Below are 18558 nucleotides of genomic sequence, written 5' to 3' on the forward strand. Positions count from 1 at the left end.
TGTTTTCGTTTCTATCATCTAATTCTCTATAGAGAGGTCAATCTTTTTCCGTAGTCGTTGCTTCGCTTTCTTAACCCCATCGAGGGATATACCTAGGAGATGGGCAATACTCTGGTTATTCAGATTAAGCTTACTCAACGTCAATAGTCTTAAATTGTTTTCCGATATATTTGGATACCGTAGCGTGAGTTCTTCGAAGAAACCGGGATGCGTCGTTTCAAACAGGGACTTGAACCTATACCAGCGCTCATCAGTCATAATATGCGATTCCAGCATCTGCGTCAGGTTTTCTTGAATCTCATTGGCACTCTCATTTTGAGCATTGACCTGAGCTTGGGATAGTTTCCGCTCAAGATCCTGTATTATCTTCTCGTTCTCTTTAATGCGGAGCAGAAAATCCTTCATCTCTGTTTTGGACTTTATAAGTTCTTTGTCCAAAAGTTCTTTCTCCAACAATAGAGCCAACTGCTCCTTCTCCAGTTTAATGGATTTTATCTTTATACGCTGCCGGGAACGGTGTATGAGCAGTGTAATGGATAGGAGTGTCAGAATCAGAAGCAGACTGATACTCAAGTCGCGAAAACGATCTTGTTTTCTTTTATTTTCCGCCTCCGTTATTGCGAGGTTAAACCGTTCGGTCTCCCAGTTCCATGTCGCTTGTTGAAGGCGCTCGGTATCTTTTTGTTGCTGTGTAGAATCGTTGTACGTTATAAATTGATTCAGGTAGTAGATGGCGTCTTTTTGATTACCCTCTGCCTGAGCAATTTTAGCCTTTAATTCATAAGCTGTCGTTTTATACATTAAAAAGAAAGGCTTGGGTTCGAAATAGACCTCTGCTTGAGTCAGGTATGCCTTCGCTTGGCTCCACCTCTTTTGCGCGACCGCAATCTCCGCCAATCCCAATAATGTACGCATCGCATCTTTGAATTCTTCGTATTTCAAAGACGTCTTTACATTCATTTCGGATAGCACGATAGCCTGGGCGGTATCTCCCTTGGCCAGTAGTATGTTGCCGATATTACCTTGTAGTATACCCATCCACACGGTATCCTTAGTTCTTTCCGCAACTTTCAGTCCTTCTTTGTAATAGTGTTCCGCACTATCGTAGATACTATCCCTATAATAATAAACTCCTATAGCATTCAGGATGTCGATGGTCTGCCTCGTGTCTTTGGGAGCATAATCGGCAGCCTTCTTATAATACTCGAGCGCTTTTGCGGAATTCCCGATATAGCCGTAAAAATTAGCCGAATACTGTAAATGCACCGCGCCGAGAGGCACTTTATCCAAGTTTGAATCATTTATCAGATTCGAGGCCGATAGAAAATAGGGTAGCGCAGTCGATATCTCCCGATAGGTGAAATAATAATAACCTCGTCGTATTAGTGGTAATAAACGGTACTCTTCCACACCACTTTGGTCAGCAACCTCCATCGCCCGGTCGAAATAAGCATTCGTGACGGGATTAACCTGGTCAAATAGGATAGATGTGGCATCCGCTAGTAGCAAGTAATAAGTGAGTTTAAGTCCTGGATTTTTGTGGTTAAGCAGGGGACTTAGGTATTCTTTTAAGTAGTTTGAATCGACGGCACCATCCTTTCGGGGATCTAATTTTAGGCAATATTCTATTTGTTTCTTTTCCTCTTTCAGGGCATTCAACTGTATAGATAAATCAGGTGTTTTAGCTTTTAATGTTGAAAATAAGCTGATTATAACAATTGATATGAGATATTTGATAACGCGCATAGATAGCCTGCAATTTAGCTTTTTTTTAATCAAAACTCAAAAGGACTCCAATGCGAGCTTAAGAATAGAGAAACTCTCTTCCATCTCCTGACTATCCATATGACCGAAACCTATACGCATCGCAGAGATTTGCCTGTTCTGATAGAGGATATGTCGGGGCACCAACAGTCCATGTTTCAAACATCGCTCTTTTATGTTCATCAGTGACTTCGTCTGGTAGAACTCTACCCAGGTCGCTAGCCCGCCATTGGGTGTATCAAATGATATATATTCTTTAAGCATTCCATTCAATAGCTCTGACATATTGTCCCTGCGTTCCCTGTAGATTTTAAGGGACTTCTTTAGGTGCCGGTGAATTTCACCCTCTTCAATCATTTCACCCAATGTTTGCTCCATGATGATATCTCCCTGTCTATCGATGATACCTAGATACTTGTTCATTTCCTGTATAAGATTATGCGGAGCGACTACAAAACCGGTACGAAAGGCTGGCGCTAGGGACTTGCCAAATGTTCCGGTGTAGATAACCATACCGTTGGTATCTGCACTGGCTATGGGCAGTACTGCCGCCTTTTCGTAGTGAAAATCATAATCGTAATCATCTTCAACAACCACAAAGCCGTATTCATTCGCCAGCTGTAACAGTTCCAGTCGACGCTGGGCACTGAGCGTGACGGTCGTTGGGTAATGGTGATGTGGAGTGATATACAGCATCCGTATAGGAGCAGTCTTTAGTTTGTCTCTTAATGCAGTTATCGAGATACCCTCTTTGTCCAACGGGATGGTTTCAAGTGTCGCACCCGCTTGTAAGAGGGTCATATTGACGGCAAAATTGCTTAACTCCGCCACAATTACTTTGTCCAGGGGCTTAAGCACTACTTTAGCGATTAAGTAGATGCTCATCTCGGAACTTCTTGTTATGAGGAGGTTATATTTGGAAATATGGAGCCCCCTAGATAGGTTGAGGTAGTTGCTTAACTGCTCTTTGAAGTATAGGCTGCCGTTTTCGTGGTATTGGGACATCCTTTTTAAACTCCCCTTACGATTCATTGAGGAACTGTATTGCAGAGAAAGGTTTTTTACCTGCGTGAGCCGTATGTCGGTGTTTCCATCGGAGAAGGAGTAAGGGACGATATTCTCTTCAAAAGGATTGTCTAATATATTGGATGTCTGGATATCGTATCCGGTCTTTGCTGGATACTGACTACTGGACAGGGGAGGTTTGGCAGAGGGAATAGCTTGTTTTGTTTTACTTTGTTGCAGTACAAACGTCCCCTTGTTGGGGATAATATCAATCCAGCCCTGAGCCTGTAGTTCGTCGTAGGCAGCGATGACCGTCTTTCGATGCAGGTTAAGCTGATCGCCGACAATGCGTGTACCGGGGAGCTTGGCTCCTGTAGCGAGAAAACCGCGCTGAATCCCGTTTATGATTTGCTGTGCCAACTGCACAAAGAGTGGCGTTGACGCGTTTCTATCTAGTGTAACAAAGGAGGACAAGGATAACAGAACCGGACTACTCATATTGTTGAAAGTGGACTATTTAAATGTTCCGGAAAGATATGACTTTTGCCGTCAACAAAACAAATACATTTCGATACTTTGATGAAAAGACTATTTTTAATCCTGCCCATTGTGGCGCTTTCAGTATCTAGTAAGGCACAGATAGGAACTTCGGATACTACTTCACTAGGCGAGGTCGTTATTTCTGAAAACCGACTGCAGATCCCTTTTAATAAGAGGAATCGTAACATACAGATTATCCAAAGAGAGGATATCGCAAAGATGCCGGTTCGGTCTATTAATGAGGTCCTAAGTTATATCCCGGGAGTCGATATAAGACAGCGAGGTCCTTTTGGAACACAGGCTGATGTCAATATCGATGGAGGTTCCTTCGAGCAGACCCTGATACTAATCAACGGTGTCAAAGTCTCCGATGTGCAGACCGGTCATCATTCCATGAATATTCCGATTAGTCTCGATGCTGTTGAGCGTATCGAGGTACTAAAAGGTCCCGCAGCACGGGTATACGGTATTAATGCACTGACAGGCGCTATCAATATTATAACCAGACCACAGGTTGGTACTGATGTATCTGTACGTGTTCAGGGCGGTTCCTCTTTCTCCGGAAAGGACGAGGGCGATGGAAAAGGCATATACGGCGGAGGCGATATACAAGCCGTAGCGAATATCGGTAATACACATGCGCAAAACCTAATTTCTGTTGGCGGAGCAAAATCCAATGGACAGCGCTACAACAGCGGTACTGAGAATCTGAGAGCTTTCTATCAGGGTAAGTATGCATTGGGAGTAAGGGATGAGCTAGACCTGATGGCAGGGTATATTCACAATGCTTTTGGCGCCAATGGTTATTATGCAGCACCAGGAGATAAGGAATCTCATGAAATCGTCAAAACCGCCTTGGTTTCCGTAGGCAGTACACACCAGTTGAGTAATAATTTTTCGTTGAAGCCAAGATTGAGTTACAGGGGAAACAAAGACGATTACCGGTATTTTAGAAATGATTTATCAACTGCGAGGTCAGAGCATGAAACGAAGGTATACAGCGCCGAATTGAACAGTATACTACATACTCGCATCGGTGATTTTGGTTTCGGATTGGAAAGTCGTTATGAAGATGTTGAGAGCACTAACCTTGGTGACCATAACCGTTATAATCATGGTGTATACGCAGAGTATAAAACAGAAGCTATTGACCGTGTACTATTGAATATCGGAAGCTACCTGAACTATAACACGCAATATGGTTGGCAGGTGTTTCCAGGAATAGACGTAGGATATAGCATTACCAATAACTGGAAAGCATCATTCAGTGTCGGTTCTAGTCAACGGATTCCGACCTATACGGACCTCTATCTTGTACAAAAGGGTAATATCGGTAATGCAGCATTGAAGTCCGAGAATGCCTGGCAGTATGAGTTGGCACTTCGCTATGAAAAGTCGGATATCTACCTACAGGGGGGCGCGTTCTATCGGAATATCTCCAATTTTATAGACCGTATTCGCGGCAATGTGAGCGAGCCTTACCAGCCGTTTAACTTTGGAAACAATAAGATGTTTGGGCTAAATATTGGTTTTGGGCAGGTTATCCCTATAGGGGATGGACAACGGTTAAAATACGATGTGAGCTATACCTATCTGAAACCTAAAGAAATGACCTATGCAGATAATGTGACATCCATGTTTATTGTTGAGAGCTTAAAGCATCAGACCTTGCTACGTGCTTTATATCAAATCAATAAGTTGGATTTCAGTTTAGGGAGTAGGTGGATAAAAAGGGAACTCCATAAACCCTATTTTATTACAGACTTGCGTGTGGGCTATGGCCTGAACCAGTGGAATTTCTATGTGGAAGGAACCAACCTGCTGGATGCGAGCTATAAGGAGACGGGAGCCGTTCCTATGCCTGGTAGATGGTATACGATGGGTGTGCGCTACCATTGGAAACAAAAGTAACTAAATACTCCACATACTGATAATTCCTCCCCGTGCTCAAGTAAGAACAGGGAGGAATTATATTTTAGGTTACACCCGAAGTATTCCTCTAAATGCTCTGGCGGCGTAGTAGGATTCCGCACCATTGTGGTATATGAATGTACGCTTGTAGCGTTTGTCTCCAAAGATTGCTCCCCCTAGACTCCGCACCTCATCTGGAGTCCGCAGCCAGCTGGAGGTTTTGAGATCAAAGTCACCTAGTAGTTGCAACTGCTCATATTCGCTTTCAGTCAATAATTCTATTCCCATTTCTGTCGCCATAGCGACAGCACTATGTTTGGGTTTGTTTTCTTTTCGGGAGTCTAAGGCTTGCTGGTCGTAGCAAATAGAGCGACGGCCTTTTGGACTTTCCGCTGCACAGTCGCAGAAGAGGTATTCTGATTTCTTCTCATCGTAGCCGATTACATCAGGCTGTCCTTCCGTCTCTTCCATCTGTTGCAATGAGATCATTTTATCGGGAGCCGAGCTAACTTTCTTCCAGACCTCTTCCCAGTTCAATGTTGGATGACGATTCTTGTTTTTTTCAAAACGCTCTTTTAGAGTCGAGCCTAGTGCCGTGATTTGTTCTTTTGATAGTGGGGTGTTTTTCATCTTGATGATTTATAGTTGGATTGTACGTTAATTCTCTATAGTTCGTCGTATCCGGCTGAGGGAGGAAGCTGTAATACCGAGATAGGAGGCCAACATGCTGAGAGGTACTCTATTGGCCAGGCCGGGATAGTGCCTTAAGAAAAGTTCGTAGCGCTCGCTGGCATCAAGGTTTTTCATTGTGCTTGCCATCTTTAGTTTGCTTTCTGCTACAAACGCATAAAGCTTACTAATCAATAAGGGCCAAATACTAACCTGTTTCTCTAGCGTAGCAAAATTCTCCCAATCGATGTACCAGATACTGGCGTCGGTGACAGCTTCGATACAGTCGTCGGACGGAGCCTGCTGTTGAAAATTATAGAGGTCCCCAATGAAGCGGCCTTCATAAATAAAATAACGGGTAAAATCGTCTCCTTTTTTATTATAGTATACCGAACGGAATACCCCGTCCTCTACGAAAGCAATCCGTTTGCTGATATTGCCACATTCTACAAAGTATTCTCCTTTTGTAACTTGGGTATGTTTGAATAGATTACCAATGATATCTTTCTCTTGTTCATTGAGTGTTCCAAACTTTTCAACAAAAGCAATAAGTTCTTTCATGTTATGTGCTTGATTTCAGGATGAAATTTACAAATAATCCCTTGTTAATTTTTTTTAACAGGGGATTATGTGCATTGTTTTTTTCTGAAGGTGTCTGTTTTATTGATTCAACATTATATTTCAGGGCATCAATGAGCTCTCTTCTATCGGTTTAATGGATATCAATAGCTTTCTTTATGCCATTATTCTTTTTTGAAGGCATCCAAGAGTTCACCCGTTATAATAGGGGGTGGTTAATGTGTATTGGTGACTTGACGTAATCATGAAAGTTTTATTTTAAATTGATAATAGCATCCCGTTCAGGACCAATAGAAAGGTGCGTAATAGGCGTCTCCAATTCAGCTTCCAAATAACGAAGATATTGGATCAGTTCATAGGGGAGCTCTTGCGCAGATTTTATTTTCGAAAAATCAGCATTCCATCCAGAGAAGGCTTTCCAGTGTGGTGTTAAATGACTTATATCTCCAGCCGTAGGGAAGTTGTATTCAAGTTTTCCATCCAGTTCATAATGCGTACAGATATTGACAATATCCATCCCATTAAGTACATCCGATTTGGTGATTATCAGTTGGGTGATACCATTGAGCATGATGGCGTATTGGAGTGCAGGTAAATCCAGCCAGCCAATACGTCTGGGGCGTTTGGTGTTGGATCCGAACTCATTTCCTTTAATACGGAGTTCATCGCCCAGCTTGTCTATTATTTCACTAGGGAACGGCCCTTCGCCCACACGGGTGTTATAAGCTTTCAATACACCAAATATTTCACCAACCTGACGGGGAGAAACCCCTAGACCTACACATGCCGCTGAAGCAACCGTATTGGAGGAAGTTACATAAGGATAGGTACCGTGGTCTATATCCAGCATAGTCGCTTGAGCACCCTCGGCCAACACGGGCTTTCCTTCTTTTAGCGCTTTGTTGATAAAGGTTTCCGTATCGGTTATGGTCAGCTCTTTTAGGTTTTCGATATTCGCTAGGAATATACATAGAGTTTCTTTAAAGTCGGGTAGGGTCTGTCCTAGACGGGTCAAATATTGGTAGTCGCGACGCATGACCTGCTCTACATTAGAAGCGAAGTCGGAAGCAAAAATATCACCAACTCTAAACCCTTGTCTTAGCATTTTGTTGGCATAGGCATTACCGATTCCATTTTTGGTAGTACCTATCGTACGGAATAGGTCCGATCCCTCCATGTAGATATCGCTGTACTGGTCCGTAGGCAATACCAGATGTGCCTTTTGGGAAATAAGCAGACGTTGCTGTATGTTGAGCTCAGAAGATATTTCCACTAACTGGGCTATCTCTTGATTCAGCTGTATGGGGTTGATTACGACACCGCTACCGATAACATTGGTAATGTGGGAATAGAAAATACCCGAGGGCAGTAGTTTGAGGGTAATCTTGTAACCATTCCAAAATATGGTATGTCCTGCGTTGGCCCCTCCATTATATCGGGCGACAATTTGATAGTTGGGACATATTCTGTCAATAAACTTACCTTTTCCTTCATCTCCCCACTGGAGACCTACAAGAATATCCATTTTAGCCATTTCTTATATGCTTTGATTTATAGCACAAAAGTAGGACGCACTGAACTAAGCCCAATTGTCATTTGGCAAAAAGAGACTACTTGCCAGCGTATTTCCAAATTTCTTCACCGGCATAACGATGAAACCCCTCATTTTGATGCAGACTAGCGTGAAGGAGTGCCTGAGCCAGTACTTCGGTCGGAAGGGGACGTTGCTTGGTCAGCAAACCTAAATTGTTGAACCATTTCGTGATTTTTATGGCAACTGCTTCTCCTGGTCTATCGCTATCTTTTCGAATCAAGGCCGGTGGATTAAATATACTTAGGCGAGGAAAAGCCAATGCCTGTATAGCTTCTTCCAGCTGCCCTTTCATTTTGTTGTAGAAGAAAATAGAGGTAGCAGAAGCTAAGGCGGCCGACACCAATACCAGCTTGGGGACGTTGTTGGCCCGAGCTGCTTTAGCAAAGTTATACTGATAGTCATAATCGATTTTCCATTGGGCCTCTTTGCTGCCAGCTATTTTTAGTGTCGTACCCAAAGAACAGAACAACACATCGCCAGTGACGAGCTCCTGCCATTGCTCTACCGCATCAAAATTGATAACGTGTACATGTAGCTTTTCATGGTGCACAGGCAACGGTCTGCGTACAAATACATCAACACGGCTAAAGGTATCATCAGCTAGCAATAGATGAAGTAAATCCTTTCCAGTAGCACCTGTTGCACCAATTAATAGAGCTTTCATATGGATATAAGTTTTGTTACCAAATCAAAAATACAAAAAAGTATACGGTTCATTTTTTTTTATTATTTTACAATCGTATTCAATTATAGTATAGTCTCCAAATTATTGATGAATAACCGTATATGCTTTTTGCTGATGTTTGTAGCTTTTTCGTTTTCAAAGGCGTTTGGCCAAAATTTGCTTACCAAAACCGATTCTACAAGCCGTGAAAAAGGAGGATATAGCCATCATATAGTGGTCGAGTTCAGGCCTGCCTCAGTCTTGTCATCTTCTCCATTTTATAAGGAGCATAACGGACAGGAGCAACGTATCCGAAGTGCTTTTTCGGGACATCTTAAGTACTCCTTTGGATTACCCACTGGTAGCCTTGGCAAGGAGGTATTTCGAAATACAGAACAAGGGATCGGTATTGCATACTTTAGTTTTCGTGGAGGGCAGGAGTTTGGAAGTCCAGTTGCTACTTACTTGTTTCAGAATGCGGAGATAGCTAATCTGGGCAAAGGACTATCATTAGGCTACGAATGGAATTTCGGTCTCTCGACCGGGTGGAAACCCTATAATCCACAGACCAATCCAGAGAATCTAATTGTCGGTTCGCGCGAGAATGCCTATATCAATCTTGGTATGTTCCTAAAATGGCGGTTAATGGATAGGCTTTCGTTGACAGGAGGGGTGGATATTACCCATTTCTCCAACGGCAATACGGAGTATCCCAATGCTGGTGTGAATATGCTGGGTGGAAAGATCGGACTACAGTATGATGTTTCTAAGCTAGCAGCAGCAGAGGTGAAAGCGACAAATACCTTGCAGGCGCATGCCTTTCCGAAGCATATCAGTTATGATGTAGTCATTTTTGGTTCCTGGAGGAGGAAGGGGGTATATTCTTTCGGTAGTCAGGTCGCCTCACCCCATAAATACCCAGTAGTGGGAGCCTATTTTGCACCGATGTACAATGTGAGTTATCGATTCCGGACAGGACTCTCTTTAGATGGGATATACGATGGTAGCGCAAATGTATATACGGAGGATTATATCGTGGGTACACAACAACAATTCTTCAAGCCCAATTGGAATCAGCAAGTTGCCTTGGGCATATCCGCGCGTGCGGAGTATATCATGCCTATATTCACTATAGGCATCGGCTTGGGAAAGAATGTTTTATATCGGGGAGCCGATTTTAATGGCACCTACCAGAGTTTTGCCTTGAAGATAGGTACCAGTAGAAGTTCCTTCCTGCATATCGGCTATAATCTAAAAGACTTTCACGAACCCAATTACCTCATGTTGGGCTTAGGCTATCGATTCCATAATAAGACACCGTCTTTTCTTGGGCACTAAGTAAATATAGCATCTCCTCAGAGATTGGATGCAGAAGGCTGGCGGATTAACGCTGCGACGCTTAACGTTCAGAAAGAATGGACGTTTTAATCGTCTAGCCGAGAAGAACCTGAAGTAGTATTCTACTGCAATCAAGGTAACATCCGTGTATAAGAAAACCGCGTTGCTAATGCTCCTTTTCCAAACTACGCACGGCTGGTATCGAGCCCAAAAATATGGCAGTCACTGTGACGATAATACCCCCAATAAGAAATACCTTCTCTACACCAATATTATCTGCCAGTATTCCAGCAAAAAGCAATCCAAGCATAGCGGGTAACTGTACAATACTACCGGAGATGGAAAAGACACGACCTAGGTATTTAGGTTCGAATTGTGTTTGCACCAATACAGTGTACGGACCGGTGAAGAAAGGAACTGCCAACCCCTGTACGATGGTCATTACGGCATAGGCAGTAAAGTAAGTCGGTGGTAACAGGCCACAGGTTGCTAATGCAATGCCTAGAGCAGAAAAGCCAAAGACGATCAATACGGTCTTTTTTTTCTTGGGGTTCCATAAACTGAGGGCCAAACCTCCAAAAAGTAACCCTAGACCGTATAGACCCTCTATTAAACTGACCTGATACGGGCTACCCTTAAAATACTGGAGGGTCATCAAAGGCATTACGGCAACGATAGGCATAACAAAGAAATTGATAACTATCTCACAACCCATTAACCATGATATTCCTTTGTTTTTCCAGATTATGCTTGCGCCTGAAGCCATATCCCGCAAGATAGACTTGGCCGATTGCGCTGCCTGCGTTACTTGGGGGATATGCACAAAGGCAAGGGCGGTACAGGCAATGACCGCACCGAGTACATCCAATAGCATGACCGCACTCATCCCAAAATGCAACAATCCTATTGCACCTAGAATAGGGCCACATATAATGGAAATGGATTGGATGACCTCGTTTACTCCGGCGATACGTACCAAAGCGGATTTTGGTGCAAGGAGGGGAACAGCCGATTTCATCGCTGGAGTGTGAAAAGCTCCACCTATGGAGCGTAAGGTAAGGAGTATATAAATAGCCCATAGCTCGACGATGTCCAGATAAAAGAATAGGGCAATTAAAGTGGAACAGAATGCGACGAATAGATCCGAACCAATCATTGTCCACTTGCGATTCCAACGGTCTACAAATACGCCGGCAAAAGGTCCTAGCACGATCTGTGGCAATAGACCTGCGATAGTTGCATGGGCCAAAGCTTCCGCAGAGTTGGTTTCCATACCGATCCAAAGAACTATAGCAAATTGGGCGGTCGCACTGCTCAGTATAGAGAACAGTTGTCCCGACCATATGATAGCGAATTTCTTTTTCCAGTTGTGCAGTTCCTTTTTCATTTCCATCTGTTCTGATATTCTTTTTGAAGCAGATGGTAAAAATAGAAGCTTAAAAACGGGGAGACGTGAACATTTGTTAACTAATGTTTTGTTTTACCAACTGCCTTCGAATACGGCTGAGCGACTGTGGCGTCATACCTAGGCAGGAGGCAATGTATTTCTGCGGGACCAGTTGGAAGACCTCGGGGTCTTTCTCGAGTACAGTGAGGTAGCGCGCACGGGCGGTAGGCTGGCACAGCATGACCAGCCATTCGGTAATCTGAAAGTAGTATTGTTCTAGTACCGTACGGACCAGGTTAGAAATCTCATGGGATTCTTCGCAAAAAGCATCCAGGTCGGTTTTTGAGATGACGTAAGCAGAACTGTCGGAAATGGACTCAATAATGTAGTCTTCGGATGCTTCGGAGTATAAGATATCCCCATAGCGCTCAAACCAAAGAGTTCTTTCTTCTCCATCAAATAGGCGATACGCCCGCCAGATACCCTCATTAATAATATAGTAGTATTGCTTACGCTCCTGTAGACCAATAACAATATCATGGTAACCATAGGATTTCTTTTCCATACGGGAAAGGAGTAGAGCTATCAGCTCAGGACTGACACCATATTTTTCGCATAATATAGGAATGAGTGCTTCCATGGTCTAAAGATACTGTTGCTATTAATGGAGATATCCATCCGCGATCAAGCGTTGGTACAAGAGGACTACGCCAGGGACTTGTATCGGTTCTTTTTGATAGGTATCAAAATCAAAAAAACGGATTTCATCTATCTCACTACTGGCTTGAATTTCCTCTTCCAGCTTATAGAAAAAGCAATCTTGCTCCATAACGATATGGGTATTTTCTCCATAGGCTGGGGCAGATATATGACAGTAAAACTGAAGCGAATCGGGGCTTAATCGAAGGTTGGTCTCTTCTGCTATCTCCCGAAGTAAGGCTTCGAGGGAATTCTCCCCTTGATCCACCTTTCCGCCTAGCAGGTACCAGGCTTTTTTATTACGGCTATAGCCCAGTAGTAGTTTATTGTCATCGACTACAACAAGGCCGGCTGTAGGTAGTGCTATCTTTTCCATTTCCTTTGTTTCTGGCTTCTAAGATAAGGAAAATCATCAGCTACTAAAATTTGATAAGCGCTTTATACGAAATAATTCAAACCGTCGCATCTATAGTAGGTAAAGAACTATAACGGACGGTTTGAATGAGCATTCTCATGCTCTATTGTTTGTGTGTGTGCTACAATGTAATCGTCTTGAAACCTAATTCCTGAAGACCAAATAGATAGGTAAACCCATTCGGCGTAGTATAGATAGACGGATGATACTGTGATTTCTTCACTCCAAGCTTGTTCATCGCAAATTCGCAAACCACTAATCTGATACCCGATTTTTCGGCACTTTGGATGGTGCTCTCTAATTCTTTATTGTCTGCCAGGTCTTTGACGACCTGTCCGATGAGTACGATCTCAAATTGAACAGCTTTGTCTTTTGATTTATATTCGGCGCCAGTCATTACCGAAGCCATCAAATGCATTGGGTTCTGAACCAAAATCGCGTATTTCCCGTTTGCTTTGACGGCCTTCTCTACGGATTCTACTGCTACTTGCTGGGCGGATAGCGAACTAGTGAAGGTGATTCCAAATAGTAATAATGCAACTGCTAAAATTTGTTTTCTCATGTGTTCCAATGTTTAAGATTACGTGTTTCTTCTTTTTCAATTACCCTAAGATAAGGATATGTGTATGGTCTTTGTGTAACAAAGGATACATTGAAATTCCTACCTTTGTCGGAACTGTATAACTGTTTGAGCGTATATGAAGCATTATTTATTTTTAGCTGCGGCAATTTTATTTGAAGTGATTGGTTCGTCTTTCCTGAAAAAGACCGAACAGTTTACGAAACCTATTCCCTCCATACTCTTTGTCTGTTCACTGGGATTATCCTTTTATCTACTTTCCTACGCATTACGTGGGGTACCTATGGGTATAGCCTATGCGATATGGTCTGCTTTTGGGATTGTGATTATCTCGGCGGTCGGTTATTTTGTTTATAAGGAGTCGCTGGATTTACCAGCAATACTAGGTATAGTATTTATTATTGTGGGTGTCGTTATTATCAACCTATTCTCCAAATCTAGTGCGCACTAGTAAGTATAAATAAAGGGGGACGATATCGTCCCCCTTTTTTCTTTTAGTACCCTTTGTTCTGGGTCAGTTTGGGGTTTTTAGAAAGTTCCGTGGTCACAAATGGTAAATATAAACGGGTCTCATCCCTTCCTTTAGACTTCAGGAAAGGTATCGCTTTTCCAAATCGTTTCATATCCTGCCATCTTCTTCCTTCACCTACAAACTCACGGCGACGTTCTGCTTCGATCTCTTGGAGAAACTGATTGGCATCACCAATATCGCTAGTTGTCTTTTGACTTGCTCCCCGTGCTCTACGGAGTTCGTTGTAGCGCGTCAATACCAATTGTCCCTGACGGGCAGATGCCTCGGCAGAAATAAGGTAAGCTTCTCCGATGCGTACCATAGGGTATACGATAGCGGCATTGGATGAAGCCTGTAGCGTATCTGTTGAAAATTTCAATAGATATGTTACGTTTTCACCTATAGTAGGATTCCTTCGCTCTAGTAGCAATGAAGCTCTAATATCGTTGCTTTCGTAAGACTGTACCAATGTAGGGTCGACCCAAGTAAGTCCCATACTCGAACCTCGAAATGGAGGCGGAGGGGAGTACATGGTATAAAGCCCTCCTCTTTCGTAACTGGTAATGGTTTCAGATAATCTCCAGAGCATCTCGGAGCTTTTACCTCCAAAGCGGAATACCTCGCCAAAGTCGCTTTGCTCGAGTTTGTTTCTTCCACTCTTAATAACCGCTTCCGACAGTTCGAAAGCCTCCTTGTTTTTGCCCATTTGCAGGTACAGTCGTGCCAATAGGAGTTGGGCAGTAGGCTTGCTGATAAAATCTGCCGTCTTGAAGTCTCCTAGAAGAGGAATAGCCTCTTCTAAATCAGTCATAACCTGCTTATAAACTTCTTCTTCTGGGTTCTTATCCCTGCGTATTTGGTTGATATCGGTCTCTAGATCGACCGTCAGAATGATGCCTCCATAGGATTCGGCCAAACGGTAGTAATTGAAGGCACGTATGCTCAGTGCCTCTCCAAGTATACTGTTCATATTCGTAATGCCTTTGGCTTTGATATAATTGATGATAAAGTTGGCATTACCTATTGCAGTATAAGATGCAGAATATAACCGCGAGTTTCCAAAACCATCTTCAATATTAGGATTACAGTCATCGTACGAACGAGGATTGTACTGTGTAGGGGTAGAGCCTTGTAGAGAGATAATGTCGTCACTGTATACGTCCCATATTGGATAGGGCTGATAATAGATGAGATTGGGTCTGTAAGCACCTCTCAATAATAAAGGAATATCTCCGGGTTGTATCTTTTCCAAGTCAATGGAGGTATCGGGCGTAGGCTTATCTAGCGACTTACCACAAGCAAATAGACTCGCGGAAAGTAGAACATAAGCAATGTTTCGTTGTAATTTATATATCGTTTTCATCTGTATTCGGATTGAAGTGTTAAAATGTAATGTCAAAACCTAATGAATAAACCCGTGGCATCGGTGCAATAGCTTGTTGCCATCCGCTACCTTGAGCAAGCTCCGGGTCATTGGAATTAAGTGCTTTGTCTTTTACAATAAATAGATTCTGTCCTGCTACGTATACTCTACAGTTTGAAATACCAATACTTTTCAATCTGTTGGAAGTAAGGTCATAACCTACCGTAAGGTTTTTAAGGCGTAAGTAGGAGGCATCATAGAGGTATAGAGTCGATACCCGTGTGTTCCAATCATTGGTCATTCCAGCTCCGTGAGGGCCTGTCACAGCTCTTGGGTATCTTGAATCAGATCCTGGAGCTGTCCATCTGTCTAATACCCAGTCTGGTTTGTTGACCATAATCCCTACATAATCATCAAATCCATATTGACGAGCTTCCTGCTCGCTGAAATTGTATACTTTACTACCGACAGAGAATACAAATAATGCGGATAGAGAAATTTTTTTGTAGGAAACATTGCCGTGAAAACCACCTGACATCTTAGGCTGAGCGGTAGATACGTATATCATATCTGCCTGATTGATGATTCCATCGTTGTTTACATCCTCGTATATCGCATCACCGGTTTTAGGATCTATACCCAATGCGTTGTACATTTGCAATAAACCTACTGGTCTTCCGACTTGAATAAAGCCCATTGGTCCACCCGGCGCAAATCCATCGTAACCGATGATAGGGTCACGCAGTTGGGTCACCTTGTTGCGGTTGATATTTAAATCGGTACCTACACGCCATTTCCAATCGGATATCTGCGCAGATGAATTACCAATAGAGACGGATAGGTCCAATCCCTTATTAAGCATCGCGCCTAGGTTGGCTCCCTGTGATGAAAAACCTCCACTGGATGTCGGTATGCGTAAATTGGTGATGAGGTCATCTGTTTTCTTAACATAATATTCGGCAGTAAGCTGGATACGGTCTTTCCAGAACGTTCCTTCCAACCCGAAGTCATATTGCTTGGTACGTTCCCATTGCAGATCCGGATTCCCCAACTTTGCGTTTATCTGTAGTGCTGGTTCGTTGAGGTAGGTTTGCTTACCCGCTAAGGTGTACACATCGAAATTGCCTAACGGTCTAATATTACCCGTGATACCGTAACTCGCCCGTACTTTTAAGAAGTCTATCCACGATTGGCTCTGGATGAATTGGTCCTTGCTTAAGATATATCCCGCAGATACCGCTGGAAACCAAGCATAACGGAAGTTCTTTAATTTGCTGGAACCATCACGACGTAAAGAGGCACTAAACAAGTAGCGGCCATCCCAACTTAGATTGGTCCGTAAGAAGTAAGATGAAGAATTCTCTAGGTACTCTCTGTTCAGGTAGGTGTAGTAATTGTTATACGTAGACGCATTACCTGGTGCCCAAAGGCTCTCACTCAACGGGAATCCTTCGAGGCTATACCCGTTGGTTGTATAATTGTTTTCCATATACTCCTGTCCCAATACAACATCTCCATTTAGTAGGCTATGGTTGACATTATAGGTCAATAGGTTATTGAAGGTGTACCGTAAACCTTTGTTTCCTTTCACGGTATAGCTTCCTGAACTGTATTGGCCTTCATAAGACAGGGGGGTATAGAAAGCGATATCTTCGATATTACTCTGTGACGCAGCTAGAGTGGTACGAAAAGATAGGTTTTTCATCAGACGGGCATTTGCCGAGAAATTGCTCACGTAATTCCAGGTTGAAGATTCTGGACGGATCCCTTGTCTGGATGCAATAGGATGTCCCTGCGCACCAAACCAATAGCCATAGGTTCCATCTTCATTGTTATTGACTTCCATAGGCATATCGGGACGCGCTTGTAGTAGGCTGTATAGGTCATCCGAGATGTTTTTGAATACGGCACTGGAAATCTGCACGTTGGCCTGAAGATCCAACCAGGGAGCAAGCTGCTGGACAAGTGATATCTTACCGCTGTTACGTCCGAAGCGTCCGCTACCTATGGAGTTATCTTCACCAAACTTGCCAAATGAAGCGTAATATCCGCTTTTGGCATTACCGCCACTGATGCTCGCTTGTATATTATAGGTCCCTGCGTGCTTCGGCGATAAGAGCTCCAACCAGTTGTTGTCATTATCCAGCATGCTCAAACTGTTTATTTGACCCTTTAGCTGGGTGTTTTCTACATTTAGATTAGCGATTTGCTCGGGGCTGAGGCTTCCAGCATTTAGCGTTGCCTGTATATCGTTGATACGGTTTTGTCGCGCTTCGGTAAACATAGATTGATACTGGGCACTATTCAAGGGTTTGTAACCGAAGTGAGTCTTGGTCAAGCCATAATAGCTGTTCAGTGAAATGGTCGGTTTACTATTGAGCTGCCCTTTCTTTGTGGTAATAAGGATTACCCCTTGTGCACCGCGAGCGCCATATATCGCAGATGAAGCTGCATCTTTTAAGACTTCGACAGAAGCAATATCCTGTGGATTGAGGTTAGATAGGCTAAAGTTGGCCCCCGTTTCCGTAGGCGACATAGGATTGCCAATGGCGTCGATAACCAAGCCATCGACTACAATGAGTGGGTTTGCACCAGTACCGCCAATACTTCCCTGAGTAGTCTGCACACCACGGACCATAAATCGAGGCATCTCGCCGGGCTTTGAACTCGTACTTTGTACTTGCAACCCCGCTACACGTCCCTGTAAAGCGCTTATCGGATTACTGACGATGTTTTCCTCTGCTTTAAGATTGGTAACACGACCAATGGAACCGGTCAGTTCGCTGCGTTTGCGTGTGCCATAACCAATGATTACCGCTTCGTCCATAAGCGTAGTAGAAGGTCTTAATACAATGCGGTTGTTGCCTTGTGCACTTACAGACTGTTCTTTGCTGTCGAAGCCGACCATGCTGATAAGCAAGGTAACGGTGTTTTTGTCTGAAGCTATCTGGAATCGTCCTTGTTGGTCGGTACGGGTTAGTGTTTCTGTACCTTTCACACGGACAGTCGCTCCCTGAAGGGGTGTTCCTGTGGTATCGACGACACTACCATTGATGCTTGACTGTAAGACCTCTGTGCTGGCTTTTCTGACACCTTTGGATAATACAATCTCTTGGCCCTCGATTTGGAAAGCTAAGCCTTGTGGCTCCAATATCTCAGTCAATGCAAGCGTTAGGGCTTTGTTCTGCATATTGATCTGAAAGGGCTGAGCATTTTCGAGGAGCGCGGCGTTGTATATCACACGATATCCTGTCTGCTGCTGTACAGCGCTAAAGAACTGTCTAAGGCTGATACGGTCTTTTTTTAGACTGAGGTGTTGCCCCATGCTGTGTGCACTGACCTGGCATAGGAACACTGTAATAAGTAAAGTGATAGTCTTCACAATCCTAAGAAAAATTTGTGTGCGTAAATTTTTATACATTTGTGTAGTATGTTTTGATAGATAGGACGATAGCAATGTTTGGTCGACATCATCGCCTAACTACCCGTAAATAAATTATTAAGTAGGTTTATCGGAACATCTCGTCGGGAGTGTTAGC

The 18558-nt window shown here is 43.4% G+C and carries 15 protein-coding genes; 3 read left to right on the plus strand and 12 right to left on the minus strand.

What is annotated here, in order from left to right; all coding sequences use genetic code 11:
* Window positions 1-18 precede the first annotated feature (18 nt).
* Both JKG64_RS02620 and JKG64_RS02625 read right to left on the minus strand, forming a co-directional pair.
* Window positions 19-1746 (minus strand): tetratricopeptide repeat protein, encoded by a 1728-nt coding sequence (locus JKG64_RS02620; protein ID WP_210352783.1) that lies wholly within the window; start codon window positions 1744-1746, stop codon window positions 19-21.
* A gap of 36 nt (window positions 1747-1782) precedes the next feature.
* Window positions 1783-3267, minus strand: a complete 1485-nt coding sequence (locus JKG64_RS02625; protein ID WP_210352784.1) for an aminotransferase-like domain-containing protein — start codon at window positions 3265-3267, stop codon at window positions 1783-1785.
* 81 nt (window positions 3268-3348) lie between these two features.
* Here JKG64_RS02625 and JKG64_RS02630 point away from each other — a divergent pair, with 81 nt between their 5' ends.
* Entirely contained in the window at window positions 3349-5220 is a 1872-nt protein-coding gene (locus tag JKG64_RS02630) for a TonB-dependent receptor plug domain-containing protein (RefSeq protein ID WP_210352785.1), read from the plus strand.
* Window positions 5221-5289: 69 nt separating this feature from the next.
* On the opposite strand, the gene JKG64_RS02635 is transcribed toward JKG64_RS02630, so the two are convergent.
* The 4 genes from JKG64_RS02635 to JKG64_RS02650 all read right to left on the minus strand — a co-directional run bounded on the left by JKG64_RS02635 (window position 5290) and on the right by JKG64_RS02650 (window position 8726).
* On the minus strand, window positions 5290-5850 hold the full coding sequence (locus JKG64_RS02635) for a DUF4256 domain-containing protein (protein WP_210352786.1): 561 nt from the start codon (window positions 5848-5850) through the stop codon (window positions 5290-5292).
* A gap of 27 nt (window positions 5851-5877) precedes the next feature.
* Window positions 5878-6450 carry a Crp/Fnr family transcriptional regulator gene (locus JKG64_RS02640; protein WP_210352787.1) on the minus strand — a complete coding sequence of 191 codons (573 nt, stop codon included), beginning with the start codon at window positions 6448-6450 and terminating at the stop codon, window positions 5878-5880.
* A 271-nt stretch (window positions 6451-6721) separates the two neighbouring features.
* Window positions 6722-7993 carry an adenylosuccinate synthase gene (locus tag JKG64_RS02645; protein WP_246512463.1) on the minus strand — a complete coding sequence of 424 codons (1272 nt, stop codon included), beginning with the start codon at window positions 7991-7993 and terminating at the stop codon, window positions 6722-6724.
* Between the two features lie 85 nt (window positions 7994-8078).
* On the minus strand, window positions 8079-8726 hold the full coding sequence (locus JKG64_RS02650; protein ID WP_210352789.1) for an NAD(P)H-binding protein: 648 nt from the start codon (window positions 8724-8726) through the stop codon (window positions 8079-8081).
* 108 nt (window positions 8727-8834) lie between these two features.
* On the opposite strand from JKG64_RS02650, the gene JKG64_RS02655 reads away from it, so the two are divergent.
* Window positions 8835-10064: an acyloxyacyl hydrolase gene (locus tag JKG64_RS02655; RefSeq protein WP_210352790.1), complete on the plus strand. Its 1230-nt coding sequence runs from the start codon at window positions 8835-8837 to the stop codon at window positions 10062-10064.
* A 166-nt stretch (window positions 10065-10230) separates the two neighbouring features.
* Here the strand turns inward: JKG64_RS02655 and JKG64_RS02660 are convergent, their stop codons facing one another.
* From JKG64_RS02660 to JKG64_RS02675, 4 genes are all read right to left on the minus strand, one after another.
* The gene (locus JKG64_RS02660) at window positions 10231-11457 is read right to left on the minus strand and encodes an MFS transporter (protein ID WP_210352791.1); all 1227 of its coding nucleotides are present in this window, start codon (window positions 11455-11457) and stop codon (window positions 10231-10233) included.
* 70 nt (window positions 11458-11527) lie between these two features.
* Entirely contained in the window at window positions 11528-12091 is a 564-nt protein-coding gene (locus JKG64_RS02665) for a Crp/Fnr family transcriptional regulator (protein ID WP_210352792.1), read from the minus strand.
* A gap of 21 nt (window positions 12092-12112) precedes the next feature.
* Window positions 12113-12526 (minus strand): NUDIX hydrolase, encoded by a 414-nt coding sequence (locus JKG64_RS02670; RefSeq protein WP_210352793.1) that lies wholly within the window; start codon window positions 12524-12526, stop codon window positions 12113-12115.
* A gap of 160 nt (window positions 12527-12686) precedes the next feature.
* Window positions 12687-13127: a DsrE family protein gene (locus tag JKG64_RS02675; protein ID WP_210352794.1), complete on the minus strand. Its 441-nt coding sequence runs from the start codon at window positions 13125-13127 to the stop codon at window positions 12687-12689.
* 136 nt (window positions 13128-13263) lie between these two features.
* On the opposite strand from JKG64_RS02675, the gene JKG64_RS02680 reads away from it, so the two are divergent.
* Window positions 13264-13596: a DMT family transporter gene (locus JKG64_RS02680; protein ID WP_210352795.1), complete on the plus strand. Its 333-nt coding sequence runs from the start codon at window positions 13264-13266 to the stop codon at window positions 13594-13596.
* A gap of 43 nt (window positions 13597-13639) precedes the next feature.
* On the opposite strand, the gene JKG64_RS02685 is transcribed toward JKG64_RS02680, so the two are convergent.
* Window positions 13640-15019 (minus strand): RagB/SusD family nutrient uptake outer membrane protein, encoded by a 1380-nt coding sequence (locus JKG64_RS02685; protein ID WP_210352796.1) that lies wholly within the window; start codon window positions 15017-15019, stop codon window positions 13640-13642.
* 19 nt (window positions 15020-15038) lie between these two features.
* Complete coding sequence (locus tag JKG64_RS02690) at window positions 15039-18440, minus strand: SusC/RagA family TonB-linked outer membrane protein (RefSeq protein ID WP_210352797.1); 3402 nt, start codon at window positions 18438-18440, stop codon at window positions 15039-15041.
* Window positions 18441-18558 lie beyond the last annotated feature (118 nt).

Origin of the sequence: Sphingobacterium tabacisoli, assembly GCF_017908035.1 — a bacterium.
In the GTDB taxonomy this organism is placed as follows: domain Bacteria; phylum Bacteroidota; class Bacteroidia; order Sphingobacteriales; family Sphingobacteriaceae; genus Sphingobacterium; species Sphingobacterium tabacisoli.

Coding starts and splice junctions, on each gene's coding strand:
- JKG64_RS02620 (WP_210352783.1), bottom strand. CDS start 1,746: ATGCGCGTTATCAAATATCTCATATCAATTGTTATAATCAGCTTATTT.
- JKG64_RS02625 (WP_210352784.1), bottom strand. CDS start 3,267: ATGAGTAGTCCGGTTCTGTTATCCTTGTCCTCCTTTGTTACACTAGAT.
- JKG64_RS02630 (WP_210352785.1), top strand. CDS start 3,349: ATGAAAAGACTATTTTTAATCCTGCCCATTGTGGCGCTTTCAGTATCT.
- JKG64_RS02635 (WP_210352786.1), bottom strand. CDS start 5,850: ATGAAAAACACCCCACTATCAAAAGAACAAATCACGGCACTAGGCTCG.
- JKG64_RS02640 (WP_210352787.1), bottom strand. CDS start 6,450: ATGAAAGAACTTATTGCTTTTGTTGAAAAGTTTGGAACACTCAATGAA.
- JKG64_RS02645 (WP_246512463.1), bottom strand. CDS start 7,993: ATGGATATTCTTGTAGGTCTCCAGTGGGGAGATGAAGGAAAAGGTAAG.
- JKG64_RS02650 (WP_210352789.1), bottom strand. CDS start 8,726: ATGAAAGCTCTATTAATTGGTGCAACAGGTGCTACTGGAAAGGATTTA.
- JKG64_RS02655 (WP_210352790.1), top strand. CDS start 8,835: ATGAATAACCGTATATGCTTTTTGCTGATGTTTGTAGCTTTTTCGTTT.
- JKG64_RS02660 (WP_210352791.1), bottom strand. CDS start 11,457: ATGGAAATGAAAAAGGAACTGCACAACTGGAAAAAGAAATTCGCTATC.
- JKG64_RS02665 (WP_210352792.1), bottom strand. CDS start 12,091: ATGGAAGCACTCATTCCTATATTATGCGAAAAATATGGTGTCAGTCCT.
- JKG64_RS02670 (WP_210352793.1), bottom strand. CDS start 12,526: ATGGAAAAGATAGCACTACCTACAGCCGGCCTTGTTGTAGTCGATGAC.
- JKG64_RS02675 (WP_210352794.1), bottom strand. CDS start 13,127: ATGAGAAAACAAATTTTAGCAGTTGCATTATTACTATTTGGAATCACC.
- JKG64_RS02680 (WP_210352795.1), top strand. CDS start 13,264: ATGAAGCATTATTTATTTTTAGCTGCGGCAATTTTATTTGAAGTGATT.
- JKG64_RS02685 (WP_210352796.1), bottom strand. CDS start 15,019: ATGAAAACGATATATAAATTACAACGAAACATTGCTTATGTTCTACTT.
- JKG64_RS02690 (WP_210352797.1), bottom strand. CDS start 18,440: ATGTATAAAAATTTACGCACACAAATTTTTCTTAGGATTGTGAAGACT.